The organism is Neisseria lisongii, assembly GCF_028463985.1.
Lineage (GTDB): Bacteria > Pseudomonadota > Gammaproteobacteria > Burkholderiales > Neisseriaceae > Neisseria > Neisseria lisongii.
In genome coordinates this window covers 667,276-684,281 of record NZ_CP116766.1, presented here as the reverse complement: position 1 = coordinate 684,281, position 17,006 = coordinate 667,276, and the positions used below count along the sequence as shown (strand labels likewise).

Sequence of the window (17,006 nt, the reverse complement as noted above, 5' to 3'; positions counted from 1 at the left end):
TCATGCAGAAACCCGAAATACTCAATATCACCGGCCCTGCCGGTTTGCTGGAAACCATTTACCTGCCGCCCAAAGGCGAAGCTGTCGGCGTAGCAGTAATCAACCACCCTAACCCGCTTCAGGGCGGCACCAACACCAACAAAGTGATTCAAACCGCCGCCAAAGCCCTGTGCCAACTCGGTTTTCACTGCTATCTGCCCAATCTGCGGGGCGTGGGCAACAGCGGTGGCGAACACGACTACGGCTGCGGCGAAACCCAAGACTGCATCAGCGTGATTGATTTTGCCCGAAACCGCCATCCCGAAGCAGCGAAATTTGTTTTAGCCGGTTTTTCCTTCGGCGGCTATGTTGCCAACTATACCGCCCAAGAACGCCGACCGGATATGCTGCTGCTGTTGGGTGCCGCACTCAACCACTACACCGACCGCCCCGAACCCAAAGCTGCACCCGATGCCGATAAAACGCTGATTATCCACGGTGCTGAAGACGAAGTGGTCGCCATCGAAAAAGTCTTGTCGTGGGCCGAACCGCAGAATATTCCGGTGATTGCCATTGCCGGTTCCAGCCATTTTTTCCACGGCAAACTGATTGTATTGCGCGATGCCATCCTGCGTTTCGCCCCACCGGTTTTGGCCGGCTGACTTTTTCAGATAAATTACTGTTTGACATATAATTAAAATCCATATCTGCGGCATAACACATAACAAAATTAACACTGTCCCGCAGATGGTTTACAATATGCCCATTTTGAATCATTTTTTGTGAAAGAATAAACTATGTTGGATATCCAATTACTCCGCAGCAACACAGCCGCAGTTGCCGAACGTCTGGCGCAGCGAGGCTACGCATTCGATACCGAGCGTTTCCATGCGTTAGAAGAAAAACGCAAGGCTTTGCAGGTGCAAACCGAAGAAATGCAGGCGGCACGCAACAGCATTTCCAAGCAAATCGGCGCATTGAAAGGCCAAGGCAAGCATGATGAAGCGCAGGCGGCGATGGCACAGGTTGCCGAAATCAAAGCCGGTTTGGAACAGACGGCGGCGGATTTGGAAGCCGTGCAGGCTGAATTAGACGCTTGGCTCTTGACCATTCCGAACCTGCCGCATGAAAGCGTGCCGGCCGGTGCGGACGAAACCGAAAACGTGGAAGTACGCAAAGTCGGCACACCACGCAGCTTTGATTTTGAAATCAAAGACCATGTCGATTTGGGTGAGCCGCTGGGCTTGGATTTTGAAGGCGGTGCCAAACTTTCGGGCGCACGCTTTACCGTGATGAAAGGCCAAATCGCCCGCCTGCACCGTGCGCTGGCGCAGTTTATGCTGGATACGCATACGCTGAAACACGGCTACACCGAGCATTACACGCCCTATATCGTGGACGACAGCACATTGCAGGGAACCGGCCAGCTGCCGAAATTTGCCGAAGACCTGTTCCATGTTACCCGCGGCGGCGATGAAAGCAAAAAATCGCAATATCTGATTCCGACTGCCGAAGTTACCCTGACCAACACAGTTGCCGATACCATCCTCGCCGAAAGCGGCCTGCCACTGAAGCTGACCGCCCACTCACCGTGTTTCCGTTCCGAAGCCGGAGCCTACGGCAAAGATGTGCGGGGCTTAATCCGCCAACACCAGTTTGACAAAGTGGAAATGGTGCAAATCGTCCACCCAGAACAATCATACCAAGCCTTGGAAGAAATGGTCGGCCATGCCGAAAATATCCTGAAAGCCTTGGAACTGCCTTACCGTGTGATTACCCTGTGTACCGGCGATATGGGCTTTGGCGCAACCAAAACCTACGATTTGGAAGTATGGGTACCGGCGCAAAATACCTACCGTGAAATTTCCAGCTGCTCCAACTGCGAAGATTTCCAAGCCCGCCGCATGAAAGCCCGTTTCAAAGACGAAAACGGCAAAAACCGTTTGGTTCACACCCTCAACGGCTCCGGCTTGGCCGTTGGCCGCACTTTGGTTGCCGTATTGGAAAACCACCAAAATGCCGATGGCAGCATCAACATCCCCGCCGCCCTGCAACCCTATATGGGCGGCATCACCCGCTTGGCAGCCGAATAAGCCGTTTTCAGACGGCCTTAAAATGTAAGAAATCCTAACGTTGTTTGCACTTTTTTCTTTTTTGTATGAAAAGTACAGACAATGCTAGGATTTCTTACTAGTGAAAACCCGATTTTCAGACGGCTTTACGCTACTCACCCTTTCGGCAATAAATACGCTGTCAGTTTCATGCCTGCTGTTACTGTCTGTCCTACGGGGACTTCGCACAGGGCATCGGCGGTGTGGCAGGTGGTAAGCATGGCGCTGCCTTGGTTGGGTAGCAGGTGAGCGGTGGTTTGTCCTTCGCTATGTTCGAGTTTGACCCGTAGAAATTCCCGGCGTTTGATGGCTTTTCGGGTATCGAATGCGGCGCAGACTGGGACGGTGGGTAGGCCTTGTGTGTTTTTACTGCCGGACAAACGTTTGAGGGCGGGTAAAAGCAGCATGTGGGCGGTTACGAATGCGGCGACGGGGTTGCCCGGAAGGATAAAAACGGTGCTGTTGCCGATTTCGCCCCAAGCAAACGGTTTGCCGGGTTTGATGGCAAGGGTTTGGGTAATCAGGCGGCCGCTTTGTTCGACAGCCTGTTTCATATAATCGGCTTCGCCGACGGATGCGCCGCCGCTGCTGATGATGACATCGTATGTTTGCGCCGCTTTTTCTACGGCTTCGCCCGTTTGCGCCAAGTTATCGGCAAGGATGCCGCCATCTGTTACTTCAAAGCCCAAATCAAGCAGCCATGCGAGCAGTTGGTAGCGGTTGCTGTCGTAAATCATGCCGTCTGAAAGCGGGGTTCCGGGTTCGGCCAATTCGTTGCCGGTGGACACCAGCCATACTTTCAGCGGTTGATAAACTGTTAATTCGGCATAGCCTTGTGAGGCGGCCAAACCTAAGGCGGCGCTGTCCAAGCGGTTGCCTTTTTCCAGCAGCTGCTGCCCGATTTGGATTTCTTCTGCCTGCAACCGCATATTTTGTCCGGCCTTAATTTCGGCGTTTACCTGAACTTTGTCGCCCGATACTTGAGTTTGTTCCTGCATAACCACGGCGGTGGTATTTTTTGGCAAGGGTGCGCCGGTAAAAATGCGGGCGGCTTCGCCTGCGGCAAGGCAAACGGCGGCGGGATCGCCTGCCTGTATGCGGTCGATGATGTGAAATTCGTTCAATACGCCATCGGGATCGCACACGGCGTAACCGTCCATAGCGCTGTTGTCAAACATCGGGCTGGGATAACGGGCGTTCAAATCTTCTGCCAAAATCCGCCCTGCTGCCTGCGCCAAGGGCAAACGGACGGTTTTCAGACGGCATACGCTGCCTTCCAATAATTGCTGCAGGGCAATATCAAAATCAATCATGGCATTTCTTTCAAATCTTCGGGGGTGTTGTAGTTGGCAAACGCTGCCTCATCGTCAAACGGGACGACTCTGGCACGCTGCTGCTGCAGCCAGCCCCGTATTGTGCGCATACCGCTGTATAGATACGGAACGGCGCTTTGCAGAATCTGCGGCCGGATAAACATCACGCCGTATTGCTGGCGCACCGGCGTTTCAACATAAAAGGCGTTGCTCAAGGGGGTGCGTTTTGCCATTGCCAGACAGCGGCTGACCAGATTTTCGGGCAACAGCGGCATATCGCAAGGGACAATCAGCAGCCAGTCGGCCTGCGCCAGCAGCAAATCGTTGGCCGCCGTACACAACGCCGCCAGCGGCCCGCAATGCTGCCATTGGCGGGCATCGGGGAAAACGTGCGGCGTGCGGGCGGCGTATTCTTCGATATTGCGGTTGGCGCTCACGGCAATGCGGTCAACCTGCGGGCGGATGCGCTCGATAACGTGGTCGATCAGCGGCCGGTTGTGCCAATGTACCAAACCTTTATCGGCATTATCCATACGGGAACCCATGCCGCCCGCCAGAATCAATGCGTAGATTTTCATGGCTGTTTCCATTGTTCCGCCGCCGTTTGGTCTGCGGCTTTGGCCTCAACCCAACGTTCGAGGCCGTCTGAAAACCGCTCTTTTTTCCAAAACGGCGCTTCGGTTTTCAAATAATCCATTATATATTCGGCGGCGGCAAAAGCGGCTTTGCGGTGGGCGGATGCCGCCAGCACCAACACAATCTGTTCGTCGGCCGAAAGCGTGCCGACACGGTGAATCACCGTGCAGGCGCTAATCGGCCAGCGTTCGGCGGCCTGCGATACAATGCGGGCGATTTCGTTTTCGGTTACTTCGGGATAATGTTCGAGGAACAGGGATTCCAGCCGCACATCGCTGTCCCGGTCGCGTACCAGCCCGCAAAACGACACCACCGCACCGGTATTTTCCGTATGCGCCAGCAGTCGGCGGTATTCCTGCGCCATATCGAAATCTTCATGCTGAATCCGGATTTCCGTGTGCATTTCAGCCCCCCGTTACCGGCGGCAACAGGCCGACTTCTGCGCCCTCGGGAATATCGTCTGCCCGGCGGCTGATTTTTTTATTGATAACCAACCGGAATAATTGTTCTTCCGACAAGGCTTCCTGCCATGTTTCGCCCCGTTTGCCCAGCAGCGAAAGCAAATCGCTGCCGCTGCCGCCGGACCACGCAATCTGTTCGCACTCGACACCGAGTTTTTGTTTCAATACACCGAAATATAAAACGGTAATCATCAGTCTGCCTTTATCGGTTTACGAATGAAATGTGTATAATACGCCTGTTTGCAGCCTGCCCCAAACAAATGGCTTGCAAAATATTCATCTTAATTGAATGAATTGAATTTATTATCTGCGGATTTTACACAAAATCCGTACATTTGGCTGCAATTTTGTTCGGCAATATCCGCCCTGTTTCCCCCTTTCACTCCGATGGCGATAACGATGAAACTGTTTTCCCGATTTTCAGACGGCCTCAGCCTCTCGGCAAGGCTTAAATGGCTGACCTTTTTCTGGGTCAGCTCGGCGCTTTTTTCCGTTATCCTCACCCTGCAGCTTTCTTGGCGGCTGGAAAACACCGGCACTGCCATCAATGATGCAGGCCGTCTGAAAACCCAGATTTACCACCTCGCCTACATGAGCGAACAGGGAAGCCCGCCGCAGCAGATCAACCATCAAATCCACCTGTTTGACAAAACTTTCCAAAAAATCAGCAACAGCGATATGGTGCATCCGCTGATTCCTTCGGATATTCCGATGGTGTACGAACTGATTCAGTCCATGCTCACGCAGGATTGGGAACGCAGCATCCGCCCGGTAATCAGCGAATACCGCCGCCCCGACCAAATCGACCTCTACCGCTTTACCGGCAATTTGGAACTGTTTGTCCAAGCCTTGGAAAATGCCAACAATAAAAACACCCAATGGCTGCGGCGTTTTCAAATGGCATTGATTTTAATGATTTTTGTTGCCGCCGGTTTTATGATTATGCTGCACTATGCGTGGATTATCCACCCGCTGGAAACGCTGCGCGAAGGCGTGCGTACCATCAGCCGGGGCGGTTTCGGTGTGGAAATCGATACCGAACACATCCGGGAATTTGCCCAAGTGAGCAAAGGCTTCAACCAGATGAGCGCCAGCCTGAAAACGCTCTACACCGATTTGGAAGGCCAAGTTGCCCGCCAAACGCAGGATTTGGAACGGCAAAACCGTGATTTGGCGCTGCTCTACCAAACCACCCGGGATTTGCACCAAATCCACAAAGCCAAAACCGCCGCCGAAGAATTTCTAACCCGCACCCTGCCCGCTTTTTCTGCCGCCGCCGGCTGTATCCGCCTGATTGATACGAATGGTAGGCGCACTGACCCGATTGCGGTCATCGGCTTGCCCGAAGCCTTGCAGCAGGCCGAGCAGCGTTTTGATTTCCAGCGTTTTCTGCACACCCGTTCCGCCGAACGCAGCGCCTACCTCGGCAATGCCGCCGCATTTTTCGCCCAGCACGGCGACAGTCTGCCCGACCAAGACTGCCCGTTTGCCCATATTGCCGTGTTTCCGATCCGCTATAAAGCAGAAAACCTCGGCCTGCTGACCCTCTATTTTTCAGACGGCATTACCTTGGCCGACAACGACCACGAACTGCTACTGACTCTGTGCAGCCAGCTCGGCGTATCGATTGCCAACGGCCGTTTTGCCCAAGAGCGCCGCCAGTTGGCGGTTTTGCAGGAACGCAACCTGATTGCCCAAGGCCTGCACGACAGTATTGCCCAAACCTTGACATTCCTCAATCTGCAAGTTCAAATGCTGGAAAGTGCATTTGATGCCGACAAAAAAGATCAGGTCGAAGAAAACATCCGCTTCATCAAAGACGGCGTTCAGGAGTGTTACGACGATGTACGCGAGCTGCTGCTGAATTTCCGTACCAAAATCAGCAATAAAGATTTCCCCGAAGCCGTCAGCACCCTGCTGACCCGCTTTGAACAGCAAACACAAATCGAAGTCAATACCGTATGGCTGGACGAAGGGTTGCGGCTGGACAATGAAGAGCAGTTGCAGGTGATTTTCATCTTGCAGGAAAGCCTGTCGAATATCCGCAAACACGCCCACGCCCGCCAAGTTGATGTCCGCCTGATCAACAAGCGGGATTTTACCCTGCAAATCAGCGACGACGGCATCGGCTTCGACACCGGCGGCCTGAGCAGTATTTCCGGCGAGCATGTCGGCTTGGGCATTATGCAGGAACGCGCCCGCCGCATTAACGCCGGATTAAGTGTACAATCACAACTCGGACACGGTACAACCGTTACCTTGATATTGCCGCAACAAAAGAGAACCGCATCATGAGTATAAAAATTATCTTAATCGACGACCACACCCTGTTTCGCAGCGGCATCAAAGCCCTGCTTTCCCGTCAGGAAGGATTTGAAGTCATCGGCGAAGCTGCTGACGGCTTTTCCGGCGTGAAGCTGGTTGAGCAGCAACGCCCCGATATTGTTTTGCTGGACTTGGATATGCCGGTGATGAACGGCCGTGAAACGCTGGCACAAATCCTCAGCGCCAACCCCGCCCAAACGGTTGTTATGCTTACCGTATCCGAAGACAGCGACGATTTGACCGAATGTATCAAAATCGGTGCCAAGGGATTTTTGCTCAAAAATATCAACGCTGATTTCCTGCTCGACAGCATCCGCAAAGCCGTGGACGGCGACAATGTGTTTTCGCCGGAAATGACTTCCCGACTGGTTCAATCGCTGATAGCCCCCGCCGCTTCCCGCAGCGAACAGGCACTCGCAGCGCTCACGCCGAGAGAATTGGAAATCCTCGGCTACCTTGCCGCCGGCCACAGCAACAAAGTCATCGCCCGCCATCTCGATTTGGCGGAATCCACCATCAAAGTCCACGTTCAAAACATCTTGCGCAAGCTCAATCTCAGCAGCCGGGTTCAAGCCGCCGTGTATGCAGTTCAACACAAAGTCGCCCAGCCCGAAGGCGTGGTTGCCGGATAATCAATTATCGGTAAAACGGGAAAACAGGCCGTCTGAAAATCGGTTTTAGCGAAATTTGCCGTTTTCAGACGACCTTTAGCGGAAAATTTTGCTGCCATCATTCATCATTCGCATAAAAAATCCTGAAAACTGTTTGGTTTTCAGGATTTTTTCATCTAATCATCTACATTATGCAAACGGATGATGCAGAACAATCGTTTCTTCACGGTCAGGACCGGTAGAGACGATGGCAACCGGCGCGCCGCAGATTTCTTCGATGCGTTTCAGATAGGCTTTGGCGTTTTCCGGCAAAGCGTCGTATTCTTTCACGCCGAAAGTCGATTCGCTCCAGCCCGGCAAGGTTTCGTAAATCGGTTTGCACTGGGCAACGCTGTCCGAACCGCACGGTAAAATGTCGGTTTTGCTGCCGTCCGGCAATTCGTAGCCCACGCAGACTTTGATTTCTTCGATGCCGTCCATTACGTCCAGCTTGGTGATGCACATGCCGGAAATGCCGTTCACCTGAATCGAGCGTTTCAAGGCTGCGGCATCAAACCAGCCGCAGCGGCGGGCGCGGCCGGTTACTGAACCGAATTCATGCCCCCGTTCTGCCAAACCTGCGCCGACTTCGTCAAACAGTTCGGTTGGGAACGGGCCCGAGCCGACACGGGTGGTGTAGGCTTTAACAATGCCCAATACATAATGCAGCATTTGCGGGCCGACACCGGCACCGGCGGAAGCGGCACCGGCCAAGCAGTTGGACGAGGTAACAAACGGATAAGTGCCGTAGTCGATATCCAACAGCGTACCTTGAGCGCCTTCAAACAGCAGTTTTTCGCCGCTTTGGTGTTTTTCGTTGAGGATACGGGATACATCGGCAATCATCGGTGTCATTCGTGGGGCAACTTTTTCAATCACCGCCATTACGTCTTCCAGTTTCACCGGTTCGGCTTGGTGCAGATGTTGCAGTTGGACATTGTAATACGCCAACACGGCTTCGAGTTTTTCCTTCAAGGCCTCTGGGTTGAGCAAATCCACAGCTCGAATGGCTCGACGGGCAACCTTATCTTCATAAGCCGGACCGATGCCTCGGCCGGTCGTACCGATTTTGCCCTTGCCCCGCGAGGCTTCACGGGCTTGGTCGAGGGCGATATGGTAAGGTAAAATCAGCGGACAGGTCGGCGCAATTTTCAGACGGCCTGCGACGTTTTTCACACCGGCGGCGTTCAATTCATCGATTTCGCCCAGCAGCGCTTCCGGAGAAACCACCACGCCCGAACCGATAAAGCAGTCCAGCGATTCGTGCAGAATGCCGCTCGGAATCAGGCGCAAAATGGTTTTTTTGCCGCCGACCACCAATGTATGACCGGCATTGTGGCCGCCTTGGAAACGCACCACACCGGCGGTTTCTTCCGCCAGCCAGTCAACAATTTTACCTTTGCCTTCGTCGCCCCACTGAGCGCCGATTACTACCACGTTTTTAGCCATAAATCCAACCTTTTTATCTGTTAAATGAAAGGATTATCTTCAAATGATTTAATCTTGAACAACCTGCCAAACGCCGTCCGCATTTTTCAGACGGCCTGCTACTTCTTTCGATCCGTTGTGTTCCACACCGTAATCAATTATCACGCTCTGCCCTGCCGCACGCAGTTTTTCAACCGCTTCGGCTGCCGCTTCGGCATCCTGCTGCGCCACCATCACCACCGGCAAACGCTCAATAGCGGGCAATCTGCCGATAAAGGTACGCAAATCGAAGCTGAATCCGGTTGCGGGGCGGCTTCTGCCGAAATGTGCGCCCAAACCATCATAGCGGCCGCCTCGGGCAACGGCATCATGACAGTCTTTGCCGTACGCTGCGTAAAGCAGGCCGGTATGGTAATTGTCCACCCGCAGTTCGGACAAATCGATGTGAACCGCCTGTTCGGCAAATGCATTGCACACGGCTTCCAATTCGTCCAAGGCTTTGCTGACGGCGCTCAGTTCCGGCAATTTGGCACGGGCTTCCGCCAAAACTTCGCGAGAGCCGTATAAACTCGGCAACAGCGTCAGCGCTTTTGCCCACATGCCGTCAAGCTGCCACACCCGAACCTGCTCGGCAACGGCATCGGCATCTTTATCCTGCATCAGCGACAATAATTGCAGAGACTGCTGTTCGTTCAGTTTCGCCGCTTCCGCCAATGCACGGAACACGCCGATATGCCCCAGCGACAGCAATACTTCGCCGATGTCGGCAACCGCCATGCTTTTGAGCATTAAATCAATCAGCTCGATATCCGCTGCCACATCCGCATGGCCGTATAATTCTGCACCGATCTGCAACGGCTCACGGGTACTCAGCAAACCGTCGGGGCGGGCATGCAGCACCGAACCGGCATAACACAAACGGTTGATGCCGTTGTTTGCCGACAGCAAATGCGCATCAATCCTTGCCACCTGCGGCGTTATGTCGGCACGAATGCCCAACTGACGGCCGCTTAGCTGATCGACCACCCGGATGGTTTTCAGCGACAAACCGGCATCGATATAAGTCAGCAGCGAATTGCTGTATTCCATCAGCGGCGGCTGCACCAATTCATAACCATGAACACGGAAAAGCGCCAACAGTTTCTCTCTCGCACTTTCCAGCTGCCGTGCCGTCGTCGGCAAAATATCGGCAATATGTTCGGGTAATTGCCAAGACTGCATGAGTATCGTCCCTTTATAAACATGACGAAGCTGCCCGAATTTAAAATCATTTTTCAGACGGCCTGTTTCACCAAGCCCGCACTGCGCAAACTGATTTTAAATTAAAGCAGCTCCTGATGACGGTTTAATCCGCCGAGTTATTAAAACCAAACTTTACCATAAAAAGCGCCGAAGCTGAATAGCTTCAGGCACAAAGCGGCTGTTATAGGAAATTCAGTAATAACATCAAGACAAAACAAAGCCGTCTGAAAATCGCTTTTCAGACGGCTTAATCTTACTTCAAACTGTTATTTTGCCAATTCGGCACGCAGTTTTTGGGTAACGTTCATCATCACTTGCAGCTGTTCGATGGTTTCTTTCCAACCACGGGTTTTCAGACCGCAGTCCGGGTTTACCCACAGGCGTTCTACCGGTACGACTTCGATGGCTTTGCGCAGCAGGTGTTCTACTTCTGCTTCGGTCGGTACACGTGGGCTGTGAATATCGTACACACCCGGGCCGATGTCGTTCGGGTATTTGAACTCGCCAAAGGCTGTCAGCAATTCCATATCGGAACGTGAAGTTTCGATGGTGATTACGTCGGCATCCATAGCGGCAATCGCAGGCAGAATGTCGTTGAACTCGGAATAGCACATATGGGTGTGGATTTGGGTGCTGTCTTCACAACCGGTTGATGACAGGCGGAAAGATTCGCCCGCCCAATCCAGATATGCGTCCCAATCGGCACGTTTCAGCGGCAGACCTTCACGGATGGCCGGTTCGTCGATTTGGATAATTTTAATGCCGGCTTTTTCCAAATCCAATACTTCATCGTTCAGAGCCAATGCGATTTGTTTGCAGACGGTCGAACGTGGAATGTCGTTGCGCACAAAAGACCATTGCAGAATGGTTACCGGGCCGGTCAGCATACCTTTCATCGGACGTTTGGTCAGGGTTTGGGCATAGGTTGACCAAGCAACGGTCATGGCATTCGGACGGCTTACGTCGCCGAAAATTACAGGCGGTTTCACGCAACGGGAACCGTAGCTTTGTACCCAGCCGTATTGGGTAAAGGCAAAGCCGCTCAGCAATTCGCCGAAGTATTCCACCATATCGTTACGCTCGGCTTCGCCGTGTACCAATACGTCCAAATCCAGTTTTTCCTGCTCTTCAACCACCAAAGCGATTTCTTTTTTCATCGCAGCTTCGTAATCGGCGGCGGACAGTTCACCTTTTTTGAAGGCAGCACGGGCTTGGCGGATTTCGGTGGTTTGCGGGAACGAACCGATATTGGTTGTCGGCAGCAGCGGCAGGTTCAACCATGCTTGTTGCGCTTTGATACGGTCGGCAAACGGCGATTTGCGTTTGTCGGCATCGGCAGGCAGGTCGGCCAGACGTTTGGCAACGTCCGCACGGTGGATTTCGCTGCTGTTGGCACGGGAATCGGCGGCAGCTTGGCTGGCGGCAAGTTCTTCGGCAACGGCTTCACGGCCTTGGTTCAATGCGGTTTTCAATACACGCAGCTCTTGGGTTTTCTGCAGGGTGAATGCCAACCATGAGTATAAATCGGGTTTGTTGGCTTTCAGTTTTTCTTCAACCGACAAGTCGTAAGGCGTGTGCAGCAGCGAGCATGAGCTGGAAATCCACAAACGGTCGCCCAATTTGGCTTTCAGCGGTTCTACGGTGTCCAATACTTGGTTCAGGTTGGCACGCCAGATGTTGCGGCCGTCAATCACACCGGCAGACAATACTTTGTCGTAATCGGCAAATGCAGCCAACTGCTCGGGCGCACGGACAAGGTCGATATGCAGACCGTCAACCGGCAGGGATTTCAGCAAAGCGGCGTGTTCGGCAACCGAACCGAAGTAAGTGCTCAACAGGATTTTGGCGTTTACTTTGCTCAATGCAGCATACACTTCTTGGTAAGCGGCAACCCATTCTTTAGGCAAATCAACCGCTAAAGCAGGCTCGTCGATTTGAATCCATTCGGCACCGGCTTGCGCCAATTCGGTCAGCAGCTCTACATAAACCGGCAGCAGTTTCGGCAGCAAATCCAAACGGTTGAATGCGGCTGCACCTTTTTCTTTACCTACCCACAGGAAAGTCAGCGGGCCGACGATGGTCGGTTTGGCTTTCAAGCCCAAGGCTTGGGCTTCTTTCAGTTGCTGCACATAATGCGCAGCATTGGCTTTAAATTCGGTATCGGCGTGGAACTCAGGTACCAAGTAGTGATAGTTAGTGTCGAACCATTTGGTCATTTCGATGGCAAACTGGTCTTTATTGCCTCGTGCCAGTTGGAAATATTGTTCCAAAGTCAGGTTTTGGCTGTCGAAGCCGAAACGTGCCGGAATCGCACCGGTAGCCACTTGCAAGTCCAAAATGTGGTCGTAGAAAGTGAAATCGGCAACCGCCACAAAATCGGCATCAGCCGCTGCTTGGTGTTTCCAGTTTTTTTCACGCAAATCTTTGGCAACGTCCAGCAACTCCTGTTCGCTGACTTCTTTGCGCCAATATTTTTCCTGAGCAAATTTCAATTCACGGAAGGCACCCACACGCGGGAAACCTGAAAAATGTAATGTGGCCATATTAACTCTCCTGTCGGATAGATGATTAAATTTAAAATCAAAAACTTAAAACTTTATGCTGCACTAATCGGACGCACGCCCAAAGTATGGCAGATGGCATAAGTCAGCTCGCTGCGGTTGAGCGTGTAAAAATGGAAATCTTTCACGCCCTCACGAGACAATACCTTCACCATATCAATGGCAATGCTCGCCGCCACCAGATTGCGGGTGCCTTGGTCGTCATCCAAACCGTCATACATTCTTGCCAGCCAGTTCGGAATTTTAACATTGGTTACCTGTGCCATTTTACCCAATTGTTTGAAATTTGTAACGGGCAGAATACCCGGCACGATTTCGGCATCGATACCGACCATCACACAACGATCCCGGAAACGCAGATAGCTTTCGACATCAAAGAAAAACTGGGTAATCACATGATTGGCACCGGCATCGATTTTGCGTTTCAAATTAATCAAATCCGCCTGCGCAGACTTGGCTTCGGGGTGGATTTCCGGATACGCCGCCACCGAAATATCAAAGTCGGCAACCGAACGCAGCAAAGCCACCAAATCGGAAGCGTAAAACGGTTCTTTATTATAACCGGCCGGCTTGTCGCCCCGCAGTGCCACAATGCGGCGGATACCGCTATCCCAATAATCACGGGCAATCTGGCGCAATTCGTCAGGCGTTGCATCAATACCGGTCAAATGCGGTGCCGCTTCCAAACCAGTGTGCTGCTTGATGTTTTTCACAATACTGTGCGTACGGTCGCGCTCGCCGGAATTTGCGCCGTAGGTTACCGATACAAATTTCGGATGCAGGGTTTTCAAACGGTCAATCGAATCCCACAACATGGTTTCCATCTGCTCGTTTTTTGGCGGGAAAAACTCAAAAGACACATTAATATCATCTTTCAAATCGGCCAAACTGTTGTTTAACGCATTAATTTCTTTTGCATAACTCATGATGGAAACCTTTCTTGTTTTTCTGTTGTCTTCAGTGTGATTGCATCATAGCCCCTTTTTAATCATGATTCAAATTCATTTTTTTATAAACTAACATGAATTATTTTAATGATTAGAAGTAAATTTGAAAAAACCATAAAATTCAACAAGAAAATCGAAATGATTAAACAGATAAACAAAACAAGGCCGTCTGAAAATCGGGGGCTGCTAAAAAACCCGATTTTCAGACGGCCTATCATCAAAACAATTCAATAACTCGGCTCAAATCCCGTAATCAACAAGCGGTTTCGCCTCGGCTTCCGCCCCTTCCGGCAAACCGAAAATACGGCGCAATACGACTTTATAAAATGCAAAAGCATCTTTTGCCCCCTCAACTGCTTCAACTTGTGCCTCTTCACTCAAACTAAGCAGGTTCAAACGCTCGACAAATGCACGCCAATGCTTGCCCCTTCCGTCAGGATGCGGCGCAAGGTGGCTGGCTCCGTGGTGTTCGTCAAACGCCAGCTTCTGCACGTCTTTAAACAAAAAAGCAGCACCCAAATTCGAGCCTTCGGCACAATACAGCCAGCCGATGGCACGGTTTCCCTGCGGCTGCGGCAATTCTCCGTCAAACACATACGGCGTATCGTTCAAATCCGCCAAATCCTGCACCACCGCCTCATAACGGGCCATCTGTGCCAAATCGGGAATGGCTCGGTTTAAGGCTTCATCACGGTAAACCGGATCAACGATTTTATGGAATACTGATTGCAATTTCAAAAACTTAACGTAATTTTCCGGCGTGGCAAACGGATTCACCGACATCACCAGATTGTCCACGCTGTCATGGGTCGTACGGTTTTCTTCTTTCAGGCGTTGCGCAAAAGTCAGCATTTTATCGCTCATATCATTTCCTTTCATATAGGATTTTCAGACGGCATTACAGCTTCAATCATTAAAACTTCCACTCTAGCGATACGGCATAATTGCGGCCCGGTGCATAAAACCGCTCCAAACCTTTTCCTGCACGATCAACCGTATTGGTGGTGCTGTTGGCATTAATGCCTCTCAAAGCGTCCCAAGTGTGGTATTTTCGGTTGAAGAAATTGTAAATACCGGCACGCAGTGTCAGATTTTTTACCGGACGGTAAAAGCCGTACACATCGAAGATATACGCCCGTTTATTTAAATATTTATACGGTACGACATCTTTATATTGTTCGGATTGGGTACAGATTTCCTCATCTGTCCAATAATCATATTCGGTTTTCAGACAGCGGCTCTTGATTTCGTCCACTTTGGCATCTTTCGGCTTTTTTCCGCCCAAATAAGTCAGGCGGGAAAAAATGCCCCATTTGCCGTCGGCCTGTTCATAATCCAAACCAATCACTGCTTTTAATGGCTGAATCGACAGCAGGCTGCGTTCGTCTGAAAGTTTGCCGCGGCTGTATCCCAGCGCACCCGACAATTTCCAGCCTTCGCCCAAATTCAGACGGCCTTTGGCTTCCAAACCGGAAATACGGGCTTTATCGATATTGACGGTTTGCGAAACCGGCGTTTGCCAGCTTCTGCCGTGTTCATTGGCTTCAATCAGGCTGGTCTGCTCAAACAGGAAATCACGATAGCGGCTGTGGTAAACGCTCAAATCCAGTAAACCGGCATCGTTTTTTGCCTGTAAAGACAGCGTGTGGTTCAAGCTGCGCTCGGTTTTCAAATCACGGTTTGACTTCCAAGTGCCGTAAGGATTCTTGAAGGTGAAATACATTTCCGAAGCAGTCGGCACACGGTAGCCAGTTGCCAGTTGGTAACCGGTTTTCCAAGTCGGATTAAGCTGGGCAAATACGCCGACAACGCCGTTCCAATCTGAAAAACGTGCTTGTCCGGGCTTACCTTCTGCCTGACAAGCCTTGCTGCATGGTGCATTCAAATCATGCGGCTTGAGTGTTTCCCGATCGTAGCGGACACCGAACACGCCGGAAAATACAGGATTCCAAATGATATTGTCTTTCAGAGAAAAGCCGTAGCGGACACTTTCCACCGGATACTGAATGGTTTCCCGAAGAAAGTCCGGTGCTTTGCCGTTTTCGGCATTAGCAGAAACATTGATTTGGTCTTCATTTAAGGTTTCAAAACGCCGTTGCGACAAAAAGGCTTTGGCACTCAGCGTGTGCTGCCCTGCCGCTGTAAACGGCCGACTGTCCAAACGCAGCGTCAGTCTTTGAAAACGGGTTTTCATGCTGCGGTCTTTAATTTCGTCCAACTCTTTTTCATTGGTTCGCCAGTGGCGTGCGCCCGAATAATTAACCGCCCTCAAATCGGTATGCTGTCGGTCGTAATCAGCACGCAGCAACGCCAGCCAAGACGATTCCGGCGTGTATTCGTAAAATGTATTGAAATTAAAACGCTTGTGTTTGTCGTCCGCTTCACGCCATTGCGAACCGTAAGACGTATAAGAACGCTCGTCTGTGAAATTACTGCCGGTTTGTCCGGTAAAGCCCCCCCCTATTCGGTGGGCATCGGCAAGCTGCCAATTCATTTTTGCCAAATAACTGTGCTGGCGGTGCTGCGCCGGATCGGGGTGTTGGCTTTGATTGTGGAAATATTCCGGCCCGCTGCCATTGCTCTTCATCTCATGGCCGTAGCGTTGCGAATACAAGACCACAGCATCAACCGTATCGTTTTGCACGCCGAAAGCCGCTGTATTGGTCCATTCACGGTTTTTACCGGCATAGCCGCTGCGCAGCAGCATACCTGTTTTCCGATCCGGCTGTACAATATCGCCCGCTTCCAAAGTACGGTAATTGACATTGCCGCCCAATGCGCCGCTGCCCGACTGGAAAGAATCCGAACCTTTGGCAAGCTCGATGCTGCCGACCAATTCCGGATCAATCGACATACGGGACGGATTGAAATTGCCATAGCGGGCATAAAGTGTATTTTCTTCAGAATCCGGCAAGCTGACACCGTCCACGCTGATACCGACACGGTTGCCCTCTACGCCCCTCATGGCAAAACCTTTTATGTGCCTGCCGTTATCGACAATACCGACATCGGGCGAATAGCGTACCAAATCCCGCACATCCCGAATCATTTGTTCCTGAATGGTTTGGGCATTGACCCGTTCCGCTGCTGTCGGCATTTTGCGGCGGGCGGTAACGTTTACCTGTGTCAATTCATGCGTCGCAGCACCATCTGGCACAACGGCATTTTCTTCTGCAAAAGCAATGGACTGGCTGAATATTCCGCTGACTAAGGCGGCAAGCGGCAAAAGGCGTAACGGTTTCATAGCTTTCATTTTCCAAACAGCAATCATGCAGCAGCCTATGCTGCTTTTTATTTTTAATAGAAAAATGAGAATATAAATCATTTACTTTATTAATGCAATCGTTACTTCC

At 51.6% G+C, this 17,006-nt stretch carries 14 protein-coding genes; 4 read left to right on the top strand and 10 right to left on the bottom strand.

Annotation, left to right across the window (positions count from 1 at the left end; genetic code table 11):
• Window positions 1–2: 2 nt before the first annotated feature.
• A complete protein-coding gene (locus tag PJU73_RS03040; protein ID WP_237091083.1) occupies window positions 3–641 on the top strand; it encodes an alpha/beta hydrolase in 639 nt (212 codons plus the stop codon).
• A gap of 135 nt (window positions 642–776) precedes the next feature.
• On the top strand, window positions 777–2,072 hold the full coding sequence (serS, locus tag PJU73_RS03035) for a serine--tRNA ligase (protein WP_237091082.1): 1,296 nt from the start codon (window positions 777–779) through the stop codon (window positions 2,070–2,072).
• 134 nt (window positions 2,073–2,206) lie between these two features.
• Here serS and PJU73_RS03030 read toward each other — a convergent pair whose 3' ends face one another.
• The 4 genes from PJU73_RS03030 to PJU73_RS03015 are packed head-to-tail and all read right to left on the bottom strand — an operon-like array spanning window position 2,207 to window position 4,692.
• Entirely contained in the window at window positions 2,207–3,403 is a 1,197-nt protein-coding gene (locus PJU73_RS03030; RefSeq protein ID WP_237091081.1) for a molybdopterin molybdotransferase MoeA, read from the bottom strand.
• Window positions 3,400–3,981 (bottom strand): molybdenum cofactor guanylyltransferase MobA, encoded by a 582-nt coding sequence (gene mobA, locus PJU73_RS03025; protein WP_237091080.1) that lies wholly within the window; start codon window positions 3,979–3,981, stop codon window positions 3,400–3,402. The genes PJU73_RS03030 and mobA overlap by 4 nt, the downstream gene beginning before the upstream one ends.
• Window positions 3,978–4,442: a molybdenum cofactor biosynthesis protein MoaE gene (locus PJU73_RS03020; RefSeq protein ID WP_237091079.1), complete on the bottom strand. Its 465-nt coding sequence runs from the start codon at window positions 4,440–4,442 to the stop codon at window positions 3,978–3,980. The genes mobA and PJU73_RS03020 overlap by 4 nt, the downstream gene beginning before the upstream one ends.
• 1 nt (window position 4,443) lies before the next feature.
• On the bottom strand, window positions 4,444–4,692 hold the full coding sequence (locus PJU73_RS03015; protein ID WP_237091078.1) for a MoaD/ThiS family protein: 249 nt from the start codon (window positions 4,690–4,692) through the stop codon (window positions 4,444–4,446).
• 207 nt (window positions 4,693–4,899) lie between these two features.
• Between PJU73_RS03015 and PJU73_RS03010 the strand changes: the two genes are divergently transcribed.
• Both PJU73_RS03010 and PJU73_RS03005 read left to right on the top strand, forming a co-directional pair.
• Window positions 4,900–6,795, top strand: a complete 1,896-nt coding sequence (locus PJU73_RS03010; RefSeq protein ID WP_237091077.1) for a histidine kinase — start codon at window positions 4,900–4,902, stop codon at window positions 6,793–6,795.
• Complete coding sequence (locus PJU73_RS03005) at window positions 6,792–7,457, top strand: response regulator (protein ID WP_237091076.1); 666 nt, start codon at window positions 6,792–6,794, stop codon at window positions 7,455–7,457. Before PJU73_RS03010 ends, PJU73_RS03005 begins: the two co-directional genes overlap by 4 nt.
• Window positions 7,458–7,625: 168 nt before the next feature.
• On the opposite strand, the gene PJU73_RS03000 is transcribed toward PJU73_RS03005, so the two are convergent.
• The 6 genes from PJU73_RS03000 to PJU73_RS02975 form a co-directional block, all read right to left on the bottom strand.
• Window positions 7,626–8,924 carry an adenylosuccinate synthase gene (locus tag PJU73_RS03000; protein ID WP_237091075.1) on the bottom strand — a complete coding sequence of 433 codons (1,299 nt, stop codon included), beginning with the start codon at window positions 8,922–8,924 and terminating at the stop codon, window positions 7,626–7,628.
• Window positions 8,925–8,972: 48 nt separating this feature from the next.
• Window positions 8,973–10,124: an ATP phosphoribosyltransferase regulatory subunit gene (locus PJU73_RS02995; protein ID WP_237091074.1), complete on the bottom strand. Its 1,152-nt coding sequence runs from the start codon at window positions 10,122–10,124 to the stop codon at window positions 8,973–8,975.
• 287 nt (window positions 10,125–10,411) lie between these two features.
• Entirely contained in the window at window positions 10,412–12,688 is a 2,277-nt protein-coding gene (gene metE / locus PJU73_RS02990; protein ID WP_237091073.1) for a 5-methyltetrahydropteroyltriglutamate--homocysteine S-methyltransferase, read from the bottom strand.
• Window positions 12,689–12,741: 53 nt separating this feature from the next.
• Complete coding sequence (metF, locus tag PJU73_RS02985) at window positions 12,742–13,632, bottom strand: methylenetetrahydrofolate reductase (protein ID WP_237091072.1); 891 nt, start codon at window positions 13,630–13,632, stop codon at window positions 12,742–12,744.
• A 261-nt stretch (window positions 13,633–13,893) separates the two neighbouring features.
• Entirely contained in the window at window positions 13,894–14,517 is a 624-nt protein-coding gene (locus PJU73_RS02980; protein ID WP_237091071.1) for a biliverdin-producing heme oxygenase, read from the bottom strand.
• 49 nt (window positions 14,518–14,566) lie between these two features.
• Window positions 14,567–16,897, bottom strand: a complete 2,331-nt coding sequence (locus tag PJU73_RS02975; protein ID WP_237091070.1) for a TonB-dependent hemoglobin/transferrin/lactoferrin family receptor — start codon at window positions 16,895–16,897, stop codon at window positions 14,567–14,569.
• Window positions 16,898–17,006 lie beyond the last annotated feature (109 nt).